18 protein-coding genes are annotated in these 15,763 nt (G+C 40.3%); 13 read left to right on the top strand and 5 right to left on the bottom strand.

Going from position 1 to position 15,763, the window contains the following annotated elements:
• Positions 1–57: 57 nt before the first annotated feature.
• The 3 genes from V7O61_RS10480 to V7O61_RS10490 all read right to left on the bottom strand — a co-directional run bounded on the left by V7O61_RS10480 (position 58) and on the right by V7O61_RS10490 (position 2,727).
• Complete coding sequence (locus V7O61_RS10480; protein WP_407347384.1) at positions 58–1,818, bottom strand: ATP-binding protein; 1,761 nt, start codon at positions 1,816–1,818, stop codon at positions 58–60.
• A 36-nt stretch (positions 1,819–1,854) separates the two neighbouring features.
• Positions 1,855–2,079 (bottom strand): hypothetical protein, encoded by a 225-nt coding sequence (locus V7O61_RS10485; protein WP_407281859.1) that lies wholly within the window; start codon positions 2,077–2,079, stop codon positions 1,855–1,857.
• 105 nt (positions 2,080–2,184) lie between these two features.
• Entirely contained in the window at positions 2,185–2,727 is a 543-nt protein-coding gene (locus V7O61_RS10490) for an Hsp20/alpha crystallin family protein (protein WP_407281858.1), read from the bottom strand.
• Between the two features lie 174 nt (positions 2,728–2,901).
• Here V7O61_RS10490 and V7O61_RS10495 point away from each other — a divergent pair, with 174 nt between their 5' ends.
• Together V7O61_RS10495 and V7O61_RS10500 are read left to right on the top strand one after the other, a co-directional pair.
• Positions 2,902–3,108, top strand: coding sequence for an MM0924 family protein (locus V7O61_RS10495; RefSeq protein WP_023846050.1), 207 nt, complete (start codon positions 2,902–2,904; stop codon positions 3,106–3,108).
• 82 nt (positions 3,109–3,190) lie between these two features.
• Complete coding sequence (locus V7O61_RS10500; RefSeq protein WP_407347386.1) at positions 3,191–4,582, top strand: dihydrolipoyl dehydrogenase family protein; 1,392 nt, start codon at positions 3,191–3,193, stop codon at positions 4,580–4,582.
• Positions 4,583–4,622: 40 nt separating this feature from the next.
• Here the strand turns inward: V7O61_RS10500 and V7O61_RS10505 are convergent, their stop codons facing one another.
• Positions 4,623–5,921 carry an MFS transporter gene (locus tag V7O61_RS10505; RefSeq protein ID WP_407281854.1) on the bottom strand — a complete coding sequence of 433 codons (1,299 nt, stop codon included), beginning with the start codon at positions 5,919–5,921 and terminating at the stop codon, positions 4,623–4,625.
• 97 nt (positions 5,922–6,018) lie between these two features.
• Between V7O61_RS10505 and alaXM the strand changes: the two genes are divergently transcribed.
• Entirely contained in the window at positions 6,019–6,732 is a 714-nt protein-coding gene (alaXM, locus tag V7O61_RS10510) for an alanyl-tRNA editing protein AlaXM (RefSeq protein WP_023846047.1), read from the top strand.
• 4 nt (positions 6,733–6,736) lie between these two features.
• On the opposite strand, the gene V7O61_RS10515 is transcribed toward alaXM, so the two are convergent.
• Positions 6,737–9,127, bottom strand: coding sequence for an ATP-binding protein (locus V7O61_RS10515; protein WP_407281853.1), 2,391 nt, complete (start codon positions 9,125–9,127; stop codon positions 6,737–6,739).
• 453 nt (positions 9,128–9,580) lie between these two features.
• Here V7O61_RS10515 and serA point away from each other — a divergent pair, with 453 nt between their 5' ends.
• From serA to V7O61_RS10565, 10 genes are all read left to right on the top strand, one after another.
• The gene (gene serA, locus V7O61_RS10520; protein WP_407281852.1) at positions 9,581–11,152 is read left to right on the top strand and encodes a phosphoglycerate dehydrogenase; all 1,572 of its coding nucleotides are present in this window, start codon (positions 9,581–9,583) and stop codon (positions 11,150–11,152) included.
• Between the two features lie 149 nt (positions 11,153–11,301).
• Positions 11,302–11,685, top strand: coding sequence for a hypothetical protein (locus V7O61_RS10525; protein WP_407281851.1), 384 nt, complete (start codon positions 11,302–11,304; stop codon positions 11,683–11,685).
• Complete coding sequence (locus V7O61_RS10530) at positions 11,685–12,161, top strand: DUF2240 family protein (protein ID WP_023846043.1); 477 nt, start codon at positions 11,685–11,687, stop codon at positions 12,159–12,161. The genes V7O61_RS10525 and V7O61_RS10530 overlap by 1 nt, the downstream gene beginning before the upstream one ends.
• A gap of 133 nt (positions 12,162–12,294) precedes the next feature.
• Entirely contained in the window at positions 12,295–12,675 is a 381-nt protein-coding gene (locus V7O61_RS10535; RefSeq protein WP_023846042.1) for a 50S ribosomal protein L18e, read from the top strand.
• Positions 12,676–12,684: 9 nt separating this feature from the next.
• Positions 12,685–13,104, top strand: a complete 420-nt coding sequence (locus V7O61_RS10540; RefSeq protein ID WP_023846041.1) for a 50S ribosomal protein L13 — start codon at positions 12,685–12,687, stop codon at positions 13,102–13,104.
• A 17-nt stretch (positions 13,105–13,121) separates the two neighbouring features.
• A complete protein-coding gene (locus V7O61_RS10545) occupies positions 13,122–13,526 on the top strand; it encodes a 30S ribosomal protein S9 (protein WP_023846040.1) in 405 nt (134 codons plus the stop codon).
• An 8-nt stretch (positions 13,527–13,534) separates the two neighbouring features.
• Positions 13,535–13,723 carry a DNA-directed RNA polymerase subunit N gene (locus V7O61_RS10550; RefSeq protein WP_023846039.1) on the top strand — a complete coding sequence of 63 codons (189 nt, stop codon included), beginning with the start codon at positions 13,535–13,537 and terminating at the stop codon, positions 13,721–13,723.
• A gap of 304 nt (positions 13,724–14,027) precedes the next feature.
• Positions 14,028–14,204 (top strand): DNA-directed RNA polymerase subunit K, encoded by a 177-nt coding sequence (locus tag V7O61_RS10555; protein ID WP_023846038.1) that lies wholly within the window; start codon positions 14,028–14,030, stop codon positions 14,202–14,204.
• A gap of 25 nt (positions 14,205–14,229) precedes the next feature.
• Complete coding sequence (gene rpsB / locus V7O61_RS10560; protein WP_023846037.1) at positions 14,230–14,886, top strand: 30S ribosomal protein S2; 657 nt, start codon at positions 14,230–14,232, stop codon at positions 14,884–14,886.
• 72 nt (positions 14,887–14,958) lie between these two features.
• Positions 14,959–15,756 carry an MEMO1 family protein gene (locus V7O61_RS10565; protein WP_407281850.1) on the top strand — a complete coding sequence of 266 codons (798 nt, stop codon included), beginning with the start codon at positions 14,959–14,961 and terminating at the stop codon, positions 15,754–15,756.
• Positions 15,757–15,763: the final 7 nt, after the last annotated feature.

Raw genomic sequence — 15,763 nt, forward strand, 5'->3', positions numbered from 1 at the left:
ATACCATTCAGGAACAAATAATGAGATTTAATTTATCTGCGCAATTCCTAATTAAAGTTATGACTCAGACATACCGGCAACAGTAACAGTAAACCAGAAAGTAGTGCCGACACCGGTGCAATTGTCTTCAACATGAATATCCTCACCATGACATTTCAATGCCATGCGGGAAATTGCAAGGCCAAGGCCATGACCACTTTTATGCGAAGTGTCAGCTCGTCTGAACCTGTCAAATATCTTAATTTTATCCTCATCAGAGATTCCAGGCCCTTCGTCGGATATGCTTACTTTCCATTTGCTGACTTCCTGTTTAATAGCCACATTAATTGTACCGCTGTCAGGAGAATATTTTATAGCGTTTGAAAGCAGGTTGTAGAAAACTTCCTCGATAATTGGATTAATATGTGCATCACACTGCCTGGGACAGTCAAACTCGACATTGATAGCTTTTTCAGATACTTTTGATAACAGCCGTTCAAGGGCACTATAATAAAGCAAACGAAGATCAAGTTCTTCAATACTCATATCTGAAGCACAATTCAGTTTTGCAAAAACAGCTGCAGAGTCTATTGTCTTTTTCAATTTGGCCGTACTGCTTACAACATGCCCCAGAAGATGCTTTTTTTCATCGTCAGTTTCCAGTTCCTCAAGATAAGCTGCAAATCCTTCTATCAGAGAGATGGAACCAATAAGATCATGACTTGTAACATCTGCAAACATATTTTTGATCTCGTTGGAGTATTCAAGCTGCTTTGCACGTTCTTTTATTGCGTGTTCAAGTATGCGGCGTTCACTGATGTCACGACCGATTAGCACAATATAAGCAATACCTTCATCTTCAACAAACGAGAAGCTTATCTCGACAGGAATTAGCAAGCCATTCTTTGCCAATAATTCAAATTCAACTACAAGATCACCATCCTCAGCCACGTTACCGATAAGTTCATGCATATCATGCCCATTTATAAAGCAACCTGGATCAAAGATATCCTGATCTAGCATCTCAGCTTCCGTGAAACCAAGGTCCTGAAACACCTTGTCACTAACATAAATGAACTTCTTTGTGACAGCATTGAGCACCATTATGTAATCACTGGACTGGTTTATCAGATTCCTGTAAAGTTCCAGCGACTTAAAAGAATCCCTGAGTTTGATTTTTTCAGCAAGGATATTAGCAACAGATTGCAGGAAGTTTACATCATGTTCAGTGAATTTCCGTTGTTTATCAGTGTGGACGCACATCACACCATACATATAACTCCTGTCGCCGATAATAACAGTGACACTGCTCACAATATTGTGTTCATGAAGAAAACGAGGAATGAAGAACCTATCCTCTGTTCGCATATCATCTACTACAAGTGGTTTTCCGATTAAAGCCGTATATCCTGAAGGAGAGCCCAGATCTTTATCCACGAGTGCGGAACCCACACACCACTCGCTAAAACCGTATCCATACCTCATCAGGAATTTTCCATCCTGAAGTAGTTCCATAATAAGAGAGTATTTTACATTCAGGGCTTGTGCTGCTGTTTTTAATGCATAATCCATTAATATGTTGATATTATTGCATGAGAGAGCTTTTTCTCCGAGTTTTGAAAGCACTTTCTCCCTGAGATACATATTTTCAATTTTGTCTTCATCGAATGAATAATCATTTTCATAAGTATACTGTGATGCATCGGCTCGTATAATGCAAATTTTTCCACATTTGCTTTTACATTTATCAGGGAACGAAAATACGTCACACATCAAACATTTGAGATTTCCATGTTTATCTGCCAGTCTGAATTTGCGTGACTTTCCGTTTTTGCCCAAAGGTTGAGATGATAAAAAGAAATCACGGAGAGAAGCCTAATCTTCCCTGGAGCTTAAGTCTGGCTCAGTATGTTCCGGACTTAAAATATCTTCTGCCGTGAAACCCGTAAGGTCACTCAGCACTTTGTTGGAACAAAGCACCCTGTTATGCTCATCCAGATAGATTACCCCAATATTTAATCTGGTGAACAGATCCTGATCGGTATTCTGCAACAATAACGGCACAACCGAGTCATTTATGTTTTCTGAACTCGCAGACATTTACATCCCATTTATTATATTTCAGCAGACTAACTAGTGTACACGCGTAGCTCATAAATACATTGTGGTCAACGATTACAAAAAAAGAGATAAAGCCAGATAGCTTTAATCAATATGCACAGAGCGGGAAATGCCCAGTTCTTTCATTTCCATTATTACTTCAAGGACACCATTATGATATCTTGCTTTTGCAGAGTCAGGATCAACACTTGAAGGAAGATCTATACTTTCTTCATACACCACATCTTCGTTTTCCGCACTGATCTCAAGTGATGTTTCAGTAACATTAAGATTGATATCCTCTTTCCTAACATCCTGAAGCTCAATCATGACATGTACTTTTTCGTCTATCTCAAATACGTCCATGAGTGGCTTTCTTTCATTTACCTTAAACTGCTGAATAATGGATTCTTCATCATCGTCCTCATCTTCATCATCTGAGAAGATGTTTCCAAATTCCCTGATCTCAGGCTCCTCACCAGGATGACGGGATACTGAAAAACCATAGAAGAAGGGCTGCTTTTCAAAATCTTCGAAGTTAAGACCGAACTTTTCCATCATCTGATCGATGATGTCTTCTATATCGGTAAAACTGCCTTCGTTAAAGATATCGTCAAAAAAACCTCTCTTTTTTCTTTTATCAGCCATAGGTATACTCCGCTTTGCTAGGTAGATAGAAGTCGCACTATTTATTCTTTGGGAACTATTTCTTTCTTTTGGAAGGGGAAGTTTCAGGCATAGTATATAAAAAACAGTAATCAATACTTATATTAACCGTGTCAATATAATTTGTAAATGTAAGAGAACAGGGAGAGGAACCAGATGGAAGACAAATCAAAAATTCAACCTTTTATTGTCGAACATTTACTTGGGAAAGATGTCATAGTATATTGTGGCGGCATTCTCACATTCCGTGGAAATGTTAAAGCATGTAGTGACGGAGTCCTTACCCTTGAGATAACTAAAGACCGGTATTCCCATGTTTCTGTGGACAGTATAATTACAATAAAGTACGATGAAGATTCCTGAATCTTAATTGCTGTTTTTTGAGAGAAAAATTATAATCTTAAGTAAGTCTATTTTAATTAGACTAGTTACTGGAGTCATGATAATGGACATGGATTACGATGCTTTTATAGTTGGTACCGGAGTTGCAGGCTCTTCACTCGCATACAAACTTAAGACGGCAGGGATGAAAGTTGCCATTGCAGATAAAGCAGGCTTTGGCGGCATATGTGCTTTTCACGGATGTATTCCAAAGAAGATACTCAGTGGCGCAGCCGAAATCGTAGACAGTGGAAGACGCATGCACGATAAAGGTGTTAACTGTAACTCTAAACTTCAGTGGAGTGACATTATCCGTTTCAAGGATGAGCTTGTCCATTCATATACCGATCCTAAAGAAGCAGCTTTCAAAAAGGCAGGTATTGATACATATCATGGCACGGTAAGCTTCCATGACCACAATATCTTACTTGTGGGTGAAAAACTCCTGTCTGCAAAGTATATATTACTGACAGTCGGTGCAACCTCAAGAAAAATAGACATAACCGGTGCAGAATACCTGACCACAAGTGATGAGTTTCTTGATCTGGAATCTTTGCCTGAAAAAATAATCTTTGCTGGAGGAGGATATATTTCATTTGAATTTGCACACATAGCTGCAAGAGCAGGAGCAGATGTAACTATAATTCACAGAGGAGAAAATCTGCTCAAGAACTTCGATCAGGATCTCGTCAACATACTGGTGGATGCATCAGAAAAAGTTGGTATTAAAGTAATAACCGGACAGGAACTCAGGGAGATCAGAAAACATCAAAACAAAACTGAAAATATTGAAAATACTGAATCAAACGATATTAATTCCAAATTGGAACTGGTCACCTTTGATAAAAAATCCAAAAAAGAAGTCACTCACAAATGCGACATGGTGGTCCATGGCCTTGGACGGGTTCCTGACATTGAAGGACTTGAAACTGAAAAAGGCGGCGTGAAACTTGAACATGGTGCAATTGCAGTGAATGAGTACCTGCAGAGTATTTCAAATCCAGCAGTTTATGCTGCAGGAGATTGTATTTTACCTGGACCTGCGCTGACTCCGACTGCAAGTCTTCAGGCAAATGTGGTTGCTTCTAACATAATAGACGGCAACAAACATACAGCAGACTATACAGGCATTGCATCTGCCGTTTTTACAATTCCAACTCTTGCAGCAGTTGGGTTGTCACAGAAGAATCTCACAGAAAAACATAAAGTACTCTCCAGCGATCTCAGTAAATTCTATTCTGCAAGAAGGACAAATCTGGGATACTCTTATTCCAAAGTAATTATTGAAAAGGATACGGAAAAGATAGTTGGCGCACATCTTATCGGACCTGCGGCAGATGATGTTATTAATATCTTTACCCTGGCAATTAAAGCAGGACTTACACTTCCAGATGTAAGAGAAGCAATGTATGCATATCCTGCCAGCAGTTATGATGTGAAATACATGCTCAGATGAACACTGGATTCTTTTCCAGGTTATTTTTTCTTCTAAGATTTTACTCCTGAATAGCAGGCACATCAAATGAACGCAGGCGCGTGGACAGAATTACTACACAGGCAATTATGGCTGCCGTCAGAAGGAAAGACCATATTCCTACAAGTTCGTAAATAAAACCTCCACCTATCAGACCGAAAATACCGGCAAAGCTCATTACACTGCCTGAAACTCCCTGTACCAGTCCCTGATTATCTTTTCCTGCTAGTCTTGCAAGCATTGATTGTATGGAAGGCCACATCAAGCCGTTACCCAGAGCCAGTAATACTGCTGCCACATAGGTGAAGAAGGTATTTCCCAATAGCAGTACCACAAAGTTCAGGCCGAGAATAAAACTACCCCCGAATATCATAGTGGAATCTCTTGCTCTTTTTGACACATATGAAAGAACAGGCCCTTCAACAATTACAAGCACGATACTCAGGAATGAAAAAAAGAAACCCAGCTCTGCAATACTCCATTGAAGATAATTTGCCGCATGGACAGGGAATGCAGTATAAAAGGTATTGAAGCCCAGAAAGAGCAGGAAATAAATTATGAACATCAAGCGTAGAGACTGCATTTTCCAGACATCCCTGATGCCTTGTTTATGATTTTCACTTACATTATTCCCACCAATTGATTCAGGATTGAAAGTTACATTACTGTTATTTGTATCCTGCATATTGCTACGTGTTTCCGGAATATACAGCGCTATCATTATCAGTCCTGCAAGAGCTATTAAAATTGCAGCCATAACCGGGAGAGCTTCACCATATATCGTCACGCTCAAAAGACCTGCAAGCGCCGGACCCAGAATAAAACCAAGATTTGTAGAAACCGATAGTTTGCCGAAATTACTGCTGCGGTCGCTATCAGTACTGATATCGGCAATATAGGCGTTTGACACGGAAACGTTGCCACCGGTCAGGCCATCCAGACCTCTTGCAAAAAAGAGTATAAGCAGAGGTATGGTAATCATGAATTTTCCAAGAAGATCCGAGTCAACGTTAGTCAGTATTGTTACCGGAACAAAAAGTGCAATGAAAAACAAAATCCACGAGAACAGGGTTCCCGCCTGGCTGACAAACAGGACTTTTTTCCTGCCATAAATATCAGACCATTTACCAAGAAGAGGCGAACCTATCAATTGAAAAAACGGATACATTGAAGAAAGAAGGCCATATACCAGAGCATTACCTCCAAATCTTTCAACCAGAAAAATAAGGAAGGGAAGAACTAGACTTACCCCCATGGTACCAATAAAATTCACCATGAGAAGAGGATACAGAGATATTTTGTCTTTATTCTCATCCGGCATTTGTTAATATTTTTAGGGTGCGGCTAGTATATGATTTTTTTGTAATCCGAAAGAAAAAGCAAAAAATTAATTTTGATTAGTTGCTTTTAATGTATCCATGGAAGAACTATACCTTACTGATTGTTACCTGAAAGAGTTTGATGCAACTGTTGAAAGTGTAAAGGATGACAAATTTGTGGTTCTGGATAAGACTGCATTTTATCCTAAATCCGGCGGACAGCCGAATGATACAGGAAAACTTGTCAGGAAAGATGGAACTGAATTTCCTGTAATCTTTGCCGGTAAATTTGGAACAGATATCAGCCATGAGGTTTCAAATCCAGGACTTAAAGCTGGAGATAAGGTAAAGGGAATAATTGACTGGGACAGAAGATACCGTTTCATGCAGTATCATACTGCGTGTCACATTCTTAGCGCAATTATTCATAGTGAGACTGGTGCCATGATAACCGGAAACCAGCTTGGAGAGGATAAGACTCGTGTGGATTTCAATCTGGAAGACTTTGACCGCGAGCAGATAGCATCATATGAAAGCAAAGTCAATGAGATTATTGACCGCAATATCCCTGTTAGTATTGATATTATGCCACGCGAAGAAGCTTTCAGCATTCCTTCAGTTGTCAAACTCAAGGATGCATTCCCTCCTGAGATTGAAGAAATAAGAATAATCAGCATCCCTGATGTTGATGTGCAGGCATGCGGAGGAACACACATTGCAAATACCGGAGATATTCCACACATATCAATCATAAAAGCTGAAAATAAAGGAAAGAACAACAGAAGAGTATATTTCAAATTTGCAGATGAGTGAGAACTCATTCAGAATCGTGGATGTCAGGATTAAACAGGGGAATGGTGATGTGCACTGTTGTCCCCACTCCTTCTTCACTTTCAATTTCTATTGCTCCGGAATGCAACTCCACAATATTTTTTGAAAGATAAAGACCAAGGCCATTTCCGCCATAAATACGAGTGGCTGACCCGTCTACCTGATAAAACCTGTCAAATATCCTATCCATACATGAGCCGGGGATACCTATTCCATGGTCAGTTACAGCTATATGAGCATCTGCCTCTGATTCAGTTATCTTAATGATGACTTTAGACCCTTTTGAAGAGAATTTGACAGCATTGTCGAGAATGTAAACAAAAAGGTATTTCAGGAATTCACAATTTCCGTAAACAAGATGCATGTCAGCCGGACAGTCTTTAATGATACTGATCTCTTTTTCCTCAGTTTTCATTGAAAGGCTTGTAATTGCATTTTCCATGACATCTTTCAGGTATATAGGTGACAGCACATGATATTTTTCAAAATACAGGGAATTCATATTAAGTAATGATTCTATCAGCCTTTCCAGACGTTCGGAATTGGAAACAATAATCTTCATACACTGCTTCTGCTTGTCTTCCAGCTCACCCAGAAGACCCTCATATATTACTTCACTATATCCTTTTATGGATATGAGAGGAGTTTTTAGTTCATGAGTAATATTGGCAACAAACTCATCTTTCATCCTGTCAAGTGATTTCAATTCCTCATAGGCGTTGCGAGTCTCGTTAAGAAGACGTATATTCTCCACAGTTATACCTATCTGGCGACCCACATTACCCAGTATGTTAAGATCAGATTTTGAGATAACAGTATCCTGATCAGGCAGTAATAAAATAACACCTACAAGGTTCTCACGGGCCATAATAGGGATATAAACCAGTTTGCCGATACATTCGGAATTGATGATCCATTTCAGGCATCCCTCTATCTCATCAACTTTTCCCGTAATCCATGTTTTCTTGGCGTCCGGAATCAGTTTGAACAGAGGATCATCTTCCTTTAAGCAATCTAATCTTTCTACAATCTTATCCCTGAAACCTGTAGAAGAGCATAGATTAAAACTGTGCTCAGTGGAATTAAAAAGATAAACAGAACCTGCAGAACATCCAACGTATGAGTTTATTTCTTTAAGAATATCCCTGAGGAAATCCTCCATTTCCATTGAACTTGCAGCTATCATGGCTGTGGACTGGAGTATCACAAGATTACGATTCTTTCTTTGTAAATCCTCATGGGCAAGAGATATTTCTGTTATGTCCTGGGTTGTTCCCTGGAAAAGCATTTGCCTACCCTCACTGTCCCATGTAACCTCACCAAGAGAATGAAGGATACAGATGCTTCCATTTTTTTTTATAAACCTGGTTTTAATGTCAAATTTGTATCCGGGTATGGAAAGTGCCAGTTCTACGCATGAAGTGAAAGCTTCCCTGTCTTCCGGGTGCATTCTTTCATAATAGTGTTCTCTTCCAATGTTTATTTCATCAGGAGAGTAACCCATTAAGTGATACATTTCTTCCGACCAGAAATGTTTCTTTGTACGCATGTCTACCTCCCAGCTTCCCACATGCGAAATTTCCTGAGCCCTTGACAGCCTTTCACGATGCATAAGTATAGATTCTTCTGCTTTTTTTCGTTCGATACTGTCGATAAAAATATCCCCGACAACTCTCATGAGCTTTATATAATTCTGTGGCCATTGTTTTTTTCGCCCAATGGTATCAAATCCAAGAAAACCAATCATTTTCCCATCTGACTGTAAAGGTATGGAAAGTACGGATTCTATGCATTCCTCCTGCAATACTGTTTTTTCCTTACTGGCAGAAGGTGGTAATTTAGATGTATCGGGTATATGGACAATCTCCGGACTGGCCATTTTTTCCATCCACCATGGGAAATCGCGACCAGGGTAATTGTAAATTTTTCTGTTGTCATCATTATTAGTGTGCCATTGATATACCATATCATTGGAGTCCGGTTCCTGGGACAGTAATATTAGATAACTGCGATCAGCATCTGCAAAGTCTGCCATTTTTTTAAGTGACTGCTTAATAGCATTATCAATATCTTCTGATTTCTTTCCAATGAAGTTTGAAGAAATCTCTGCAACAAGGTTTTCAAACCTTAACTGGGACAGGAGTTCATTTTCTGCAAAATGACATTTCTGAGCCATTTTTGAAACTGTCATCCCAAAAAGAAGAAAACCAAGGAATACAAAGGATCTGACGTAAAAGTCATAAAAAGTCTCTTTTTCTTCAATTGAAAAAGGCAGTATATTCACGGAAAAGAGTAGATGGGCTATGTAAGTATCTGCAATTAAAAATGTCAGACCGAAACATATTGAAATCAGGATTATACTTACGTCTTTTCTCATATACGTTCCTACTACAGAAAGAAAAATTCATTTCAGCATGATTCATGCTTTAATTCTTTTTCAAGGGCATTTAGGCTTACATAAGGCAAATATAGAATATTTTATATATAGCTTCCTATTTAATCCCGATTAAAAAAATAAGCAGTGTGAGTAACAAATAAAAAATATGACGGAGTAAAAAGAGAGACCATTAATTACATTGAACTGATTTTAGTCACAAAGTGCATATTTCTTTACAATTCTTCTTTATATTATTACGCACTTAAATTCTTAAAGAGACAAGTATATGTAAAATGGCGCATTTACAAAGTAGGTTAAAATAGGTTGAGGTCACTTGAACGAAATAAAACCTTAAGGACATTATGTAGAAAAAGATATAATTGCATTTGTCCTTTAAACCTATAAAATCAAAATGCGCAATAATTATTGCACTTATCTGCGGAGATAGACAAAATGAAAGTACTAGTCAGTGATCCATTATCAGAACAGGGATTAACAATACTTCAGCAGCATTTCACAGTTGATGTTATTACAAAACTTTCCGAAGAGGAACTTGTTGAGAAAATACCGGAATATGACGCGCTTGTCATAAGAAGCGGAACACAGGTTACAAGAAAGGTCATCGAGGCTGCCGACAAGATGAAGATAGTAGGCAGGGCAGGCGTTGGTGTAGACAATGTTGATGTAGAAGCAGCAACAGAGAAGGGAATTATAGTAGTCAATGCGCCTGAAGGTAACATGCTTTCTGCCGCAGAGCATACCATTGCCATGATGATGGCACTTGCAAGGAATGTGCCACAGGCTGATGCATCCCTCAAATCCAAAAAGTGGGAACGCAGCAAATTCATGGGAGTTGAAGTCAATGGAAAGACCCTTGGTGTAATCGGACTTGGACGTATTGGTGCTGAGGTTGCCAAAAGAGCACAGGGAATGAATATGAATATCCTTGCATACGATCCTTTTGTCTCAGATGAGAGAGCAAAGGAGATGGGTGTAAAGATGATGTCCGTTCAGGAAATCGCAAAAGAAGCTGATTTCATTACAGTTCACACACCACTTACAAAAGATACCAGAAATATCATCGATACTGAAGAATTTGGCATGATGAAAATCAACGCAAGAATCATCAATTGTGCGCGTGGAGGTATCATTAATGAAGAAGCTCTTGCAGAAGCTCTTAACAGTGAGAGAATAGCAGGTGCAGCAATAGATGTTTTCACCAGTGAACCACCGTTTGACGGACCACTTATTGACTGTAAGAACATTATAGTTACTCCGCATCTGGGCGCTTCAACTAAGGAAGCACAGATAAATGTGGCTGTTTCCGTTGCAGAAGAAGTTGTGGCTGTACTTAACGGAGGAACTGCAAAGAATGCAATTAACATTCCTTCCGTAAAACCAGAACTTATGACAATGCTTGCTCCTTATATCCAGCTTGCTGAGACAATGAGCAATGCATGTGCGCAACTCCTCGGTAAAAACTACGAGAAGATTTCAATATCATATAACGGCGACATTGCTGAGAAAGATACAAGACCTGTAACTGTGGCTGCTATTAAAGGAATGCTTCAGGTTGCACTCGGTTCTGCAGTAAACTATGTGAACGCAGGTGCCCTTGCCAAGTCCAGGAAAGTTGAAGTTATTGAAAGCAAATCCGAAACCACAGAAGAGTTCAGCTCCACAATAAAGATAGAAGTCACTATGGGTGATGAGAAAGTATCTATTGGTGGTACTGTTGTTGGTGGTAAAGGAAAGATTATCATTGTCAATGGAGAGCATGTAGATATTGTGCCGGCAGGACATATGATTGTTGCAAAACACGTTAACAAACCAAATGTCATCGGACCATGCTGCCTTGTACTTGGAAAGAATGACATTAATATATCCGGTATGCAGGTAGGAAGAGCTGAAATAGGAGGAACTACCATAATGGTGCTTAATGTTGATTCAGAAGTACCTGAGGGTATATTGAAAGAGATGAGAGCGGTTGAAGGAATTATCGATGCTAAGCTCATCAAATTATAAGAATTGAATCCAGAAATTATTATAAACTAAAAGGATGGTAGCAGTTAAAAATGATGCGAAAGCGAATATATCATCGATTTCCGCACAGGACTGTGGAGTTTGAACAAAAATACCGCTACCATTCGGACCTTCCTTTTTTTGTGAAAGTGATGGCAAATATGGATGGTAAGTTCGGTATGTTCGTTACCGAATCAGTAACCAAGAGAGGACACCGTATCCAGGCTAAAAGGGAGATAGGTGTGGAAATTGTTGCAAATGGAATAGACTTCTCGCCTCTCAATTATGATACTGTTGAAGGAGTGCTTGATACACTTGACCCTGAAGGTATTGTGGATTTCAGAATTCACCTGAGATACAGCTACCTTGATGGAAAGTACAACCGCGTACCTTTCCGGGGAGATATCTATCTTGTAAGGGCCATTCTTGAGCATGAACTGCTTGTCCTGCAGATAAATCACATAGACGGTCCGAAGAGAACTGAATGCGGCAGAGTTGCTGATACCATTATTGATGAACTTCGCAGAGGTTCCTGATGGACGAGCTGATGCTTGTTGCAGCAACCCCTTTCAAAAGAAATAATAAAAAATCCCTGTCAATTAAGGATTTTGAATTCGTGCTGTCCTTTGATATGAAATGGATGGCACCTGACGCTGCATCTAAAATAAGGGATAAAGCAATAGGGGCACACTTACTAAAGTTTGAAGGGGCAGAACTGATTCCTGCATTTGATATTTCAAAAATAGAGATACCTCATGGATTCAAACCTTCTGGTTCTTTGTTTCAGGAAAGATCAATAATAGAAGACATTATTGCCATGATCGTTGCCAGCTGCGGAAAGAATACTAAAGACACTATAGTAATGATCAATAAGAAGCAGGAGGAGCTTGGAGACCTTGTTGACATAGAGGTAGCAGGACTTCTGGTTGCAAGAGAAATTGGATGCAATATTGATTCTATTTATGACCGTGTTTTTGATAAAGTATTTAGAACCGGGGAAAAATCCACATAATCTTTATGTACTATTAATGTTATTCAGACACCAGTCTGAGTTTACAGACCCTATGTTCTTACTTAACTGACACCTAACGGATGTTCGAACGCACATCGTGCGTGAGTGAGACAAACTCTTGCGGAGGAACATTATGAGCAAGACTACAAACGTAAAAATCCAAAGAAAGACAAACCCTCGTACTCCTGTGCTCATTGCAGCACTGAAGGAAGGGTCACGCCTGAACGAAGTCGCAATCTGGAGAGATGTGGCTAAGAGGCTGGAAAAACCTGGCAAGAATTATGCACAGGTAAACCTCAGTAAGATCAACAGGTACGCAAAGGATGGAGAAACTGTCCTTATTGCAGGAAAAGTACTTGGTGCAGGACTCCTTGAAAAGGAAGTCACCGTTGTTGCATACAACTTCAGCGCAACTGCAATGGACAAGATCGCAGAGGTTGGCGGCAAATGCCTGACCATTGAACAGATCATGGAAGAGAACCCAAAGGGTTCAGGTATCAAGATCTTGCAGTAGGTGAAGAAGATGACAATTATCGATGCAGAAGGACTTATTATGGGCAGGCTTGCAAGTACTGTTGCAAAAAAGCTGCTTGCTGGTGAGAAGGTCGAGATCGTCAATGCTGAAAAGGCAGTAATCTCTGGATCAAAGTACACCACAATGAGAGAGTACGATGAAACACTGAGAAGAGGAAAGCCTGAATTCGGTCCTTATTTCCCAAAGAGACCAGACCGCATTCTTAAGAGAACAGTAAGAGGTATGCTCCCTTACAAACGTGCAAGGGGAAGAGCAGCAATGGCTAACCTTAAGGTATACGTTGGCATTCCAGTGGAACTCGAAAACAAGGAATGTATAAAGATTGAAGAGGCAAACATGGACCGTCTCAGTTCAAACAAGTACCTCAAACTCGGCGACCTCAGTAAGAAACTCGGTGCTAAGTTCTAAGAAGGAGGAAGATCATAATGACTACTAAAGTTATAACCTCATCAGGTAAAAAGAAGACAGCTATTGCACGCGCAACAGTGAAGAAGGGAACCGGAAAGGTGCGCATCAACAAGAAGCCACTGGAAATCTTTGACCCGGAATTTGCAAAACTCAAGATCACAGAAGCGGTTATGCTTGCAGGCGAGACTGCTGAAAGCGTGGACATAGATGTAATAGTAAAAGGCGGCGGAATTATCGGTCAGGCAAGTGCTGCAAGAACTGCAATTGCAAGAGGCATTGTAGACTGGACCAATGATACAGCCCTCAGAGATACTTACATGGCATACGACCGTAATCTCCTGGTTAACGACTCCAGACAGAAGGAAACCAAGAAGTTTGGTGGACCAGGTGCACGTGCCAAATATCAGAAATCATACAGGTAGGCGAAAAGATGTTACCAGTTCGATGTTTCAGCTGTGGAAAAGTTGTCTCAAACGTTTGGGAAGAATACAAACAGCGTGTTGCTGAAGGTGAAGACGCGGCTGCTGTACTGGATGACCTTGGTGTTGTTCGTTACTGCTGCAGAAGGATGATCCTTTCACACGTCGAGCTAGTAGATACACTTGCCCCATACCAGTAAGAGGGGACCACAAGGTTGCCTGGACCATCATACGACGTATGGGACACATGTATTTGCTACGCAAAAATACGTCGGAAACTGAGAAAAAATCTCAGTGGTCCATGCCCTTCAATAAACCATACTGGTTTGATCTGAAACAATATATGACCACATTCGGAGGGATTCCGAATAAAATTTATTTATCAGGGTTATCATTGACCGCATTAATGGCTATTCATACAGGAACACTTTTTGGAAGCAATAGGGGTAGCTATCTATAAATGGGCTGTTGATATTTCTATATGTATTTTGATCAGGTGATCTATTGACTACTGAACACTACACCAGGTATGAAAAGGCAAGAATCGTTGGTGCGAGAGCACTTCAGATTTCAATGGGAGCTCCGGTGCTCATCGATGATCCAAGCATGAACTCATTATTCCTTGCCAAGAGAGAATACGAACTTGGGGTAATCCCAATTACTGTTAAGAGAGAGATTTAATTTTCAAATTTATTAAGGTGATTTTATGGATTCAATTGAAGAAACTACAACTAATGAAGTTACTACTGAAGAAACAATAACCGAGGCAGGAGAGGAAGCGAAAACAACTTCCCTTGTACCTATAGACGAGTACCTTGCAGCAGGCGTACACATCGGTACCCAGCAGAAGACCGAGAACATGATGAAATTCGTGTACCGTGTCAGAACAGATGGTCTTTACGTACTTGATATTCAGGCAACCGACGAGAGAATAAAACTTGCAGCTGCATTCCTTGCAAATTACGACCCACAGAGAATACTTGTGGTTTCCGCAAGACAGTATGGCCAGTTCCCTGCAAAGATGTTCGCAAAAGCAATCGGTGCGAAGTCAATGGTAGGAAGATTCATACCAGGAACACTTACAAACCCTAAGGTCGAAAACTTCTACGAACCTGATGTAGTAATCGTAACCGACCCAACCGGTGACGCACAGGTAATCAAGGAAACTGTAAATGTAGGAATTCCTGTTGTCGCACTCTGTGACACTAACAACATGACATCAAACGTTGACCTTGTAATCCCAACAAACAACAAGGGTAGAAAGGCACTTTCACTTGTTTACTGGCTGCTTGCAAGAGAGATTGCAAAGTCCAATGACTCAATGTTCACTTATGAACTTGAAGACTTTGAAGCAGGAGTCTGAACTGACAACTTGTTAAAAGCATACTACATATAATCAAAAACCCTTATAGAATAATATAGGGTGATCAGTAGTATGAGACAAACAACCGTTGCCGGTCAATTCTACCCGCAAAATCCGAAGAGTCTGAAAAAGGAACTTAGCAGATGCTTTAAGGATGTGGCCATCTCAGAGGAGCCCATCCTTGGTGCTGTCGTACCTCATGCCGGATATATCTATTCCGGAGAAGTGGCAGCGCATGCATATGCCCGGCTTCCAAAAGCAGACACATACGTCCTGTTTGGTCCGAATCATACAGGATATGGGTCTGCAGTAGCTCTTTCCCAGGACAGCTGGACAACTCCCCTTGGAGTTATCGAAACAGACAGGGAGATAGGAAAGCAGCTAGCCGGATCCATAATAGACTTTGATGAGCTTGCACATCATTTTGAGCATTCCATAGAAGTGCAGATACCATTTTTGCAATATCGTTTTGGCAATGACTTTTCAATACTTCCAATATGCATGGGACTTCAGGACGAAGAAACTGCAATGGAAGTAGGAGTAGAAGTTGCCCGTGCAGTAAAAGCTACCGGAAAGAAAGTGGTTTTTATAGCATCCAGTGACTTTACACACTATCAGCCGGATTCTGTTGCAAAAGAACAGGACACTTACCTGATAGAAGCCATACTGGATATGGATATTCCTGAGTTTTATAGGCGCAGGGAAGAAAGGAGTATTTCTGCATGTGGGTTTGGACCGATAGCGTCCATGCTTGCAGCTACAAAAGAGCTGGGTGCAAGCAAAGCCTCACTTATCAAATATGCAACCAGCGGCGATGTAAGCGGGGATACATCAGGAGTTGTCGGATACGCAGCAATCACTATTGAATAAGGTTGTC

The sequence above is a fragment of the Methanolobus sp. WCC1 genome (assembly GCF_045690315.1).
Lineage (GTDB): Archaea > Halobacteriota > Methanosarcinia > Methanosarcinales > Methanosarcinaceae > Methanolobus > Methanolobus tindarius.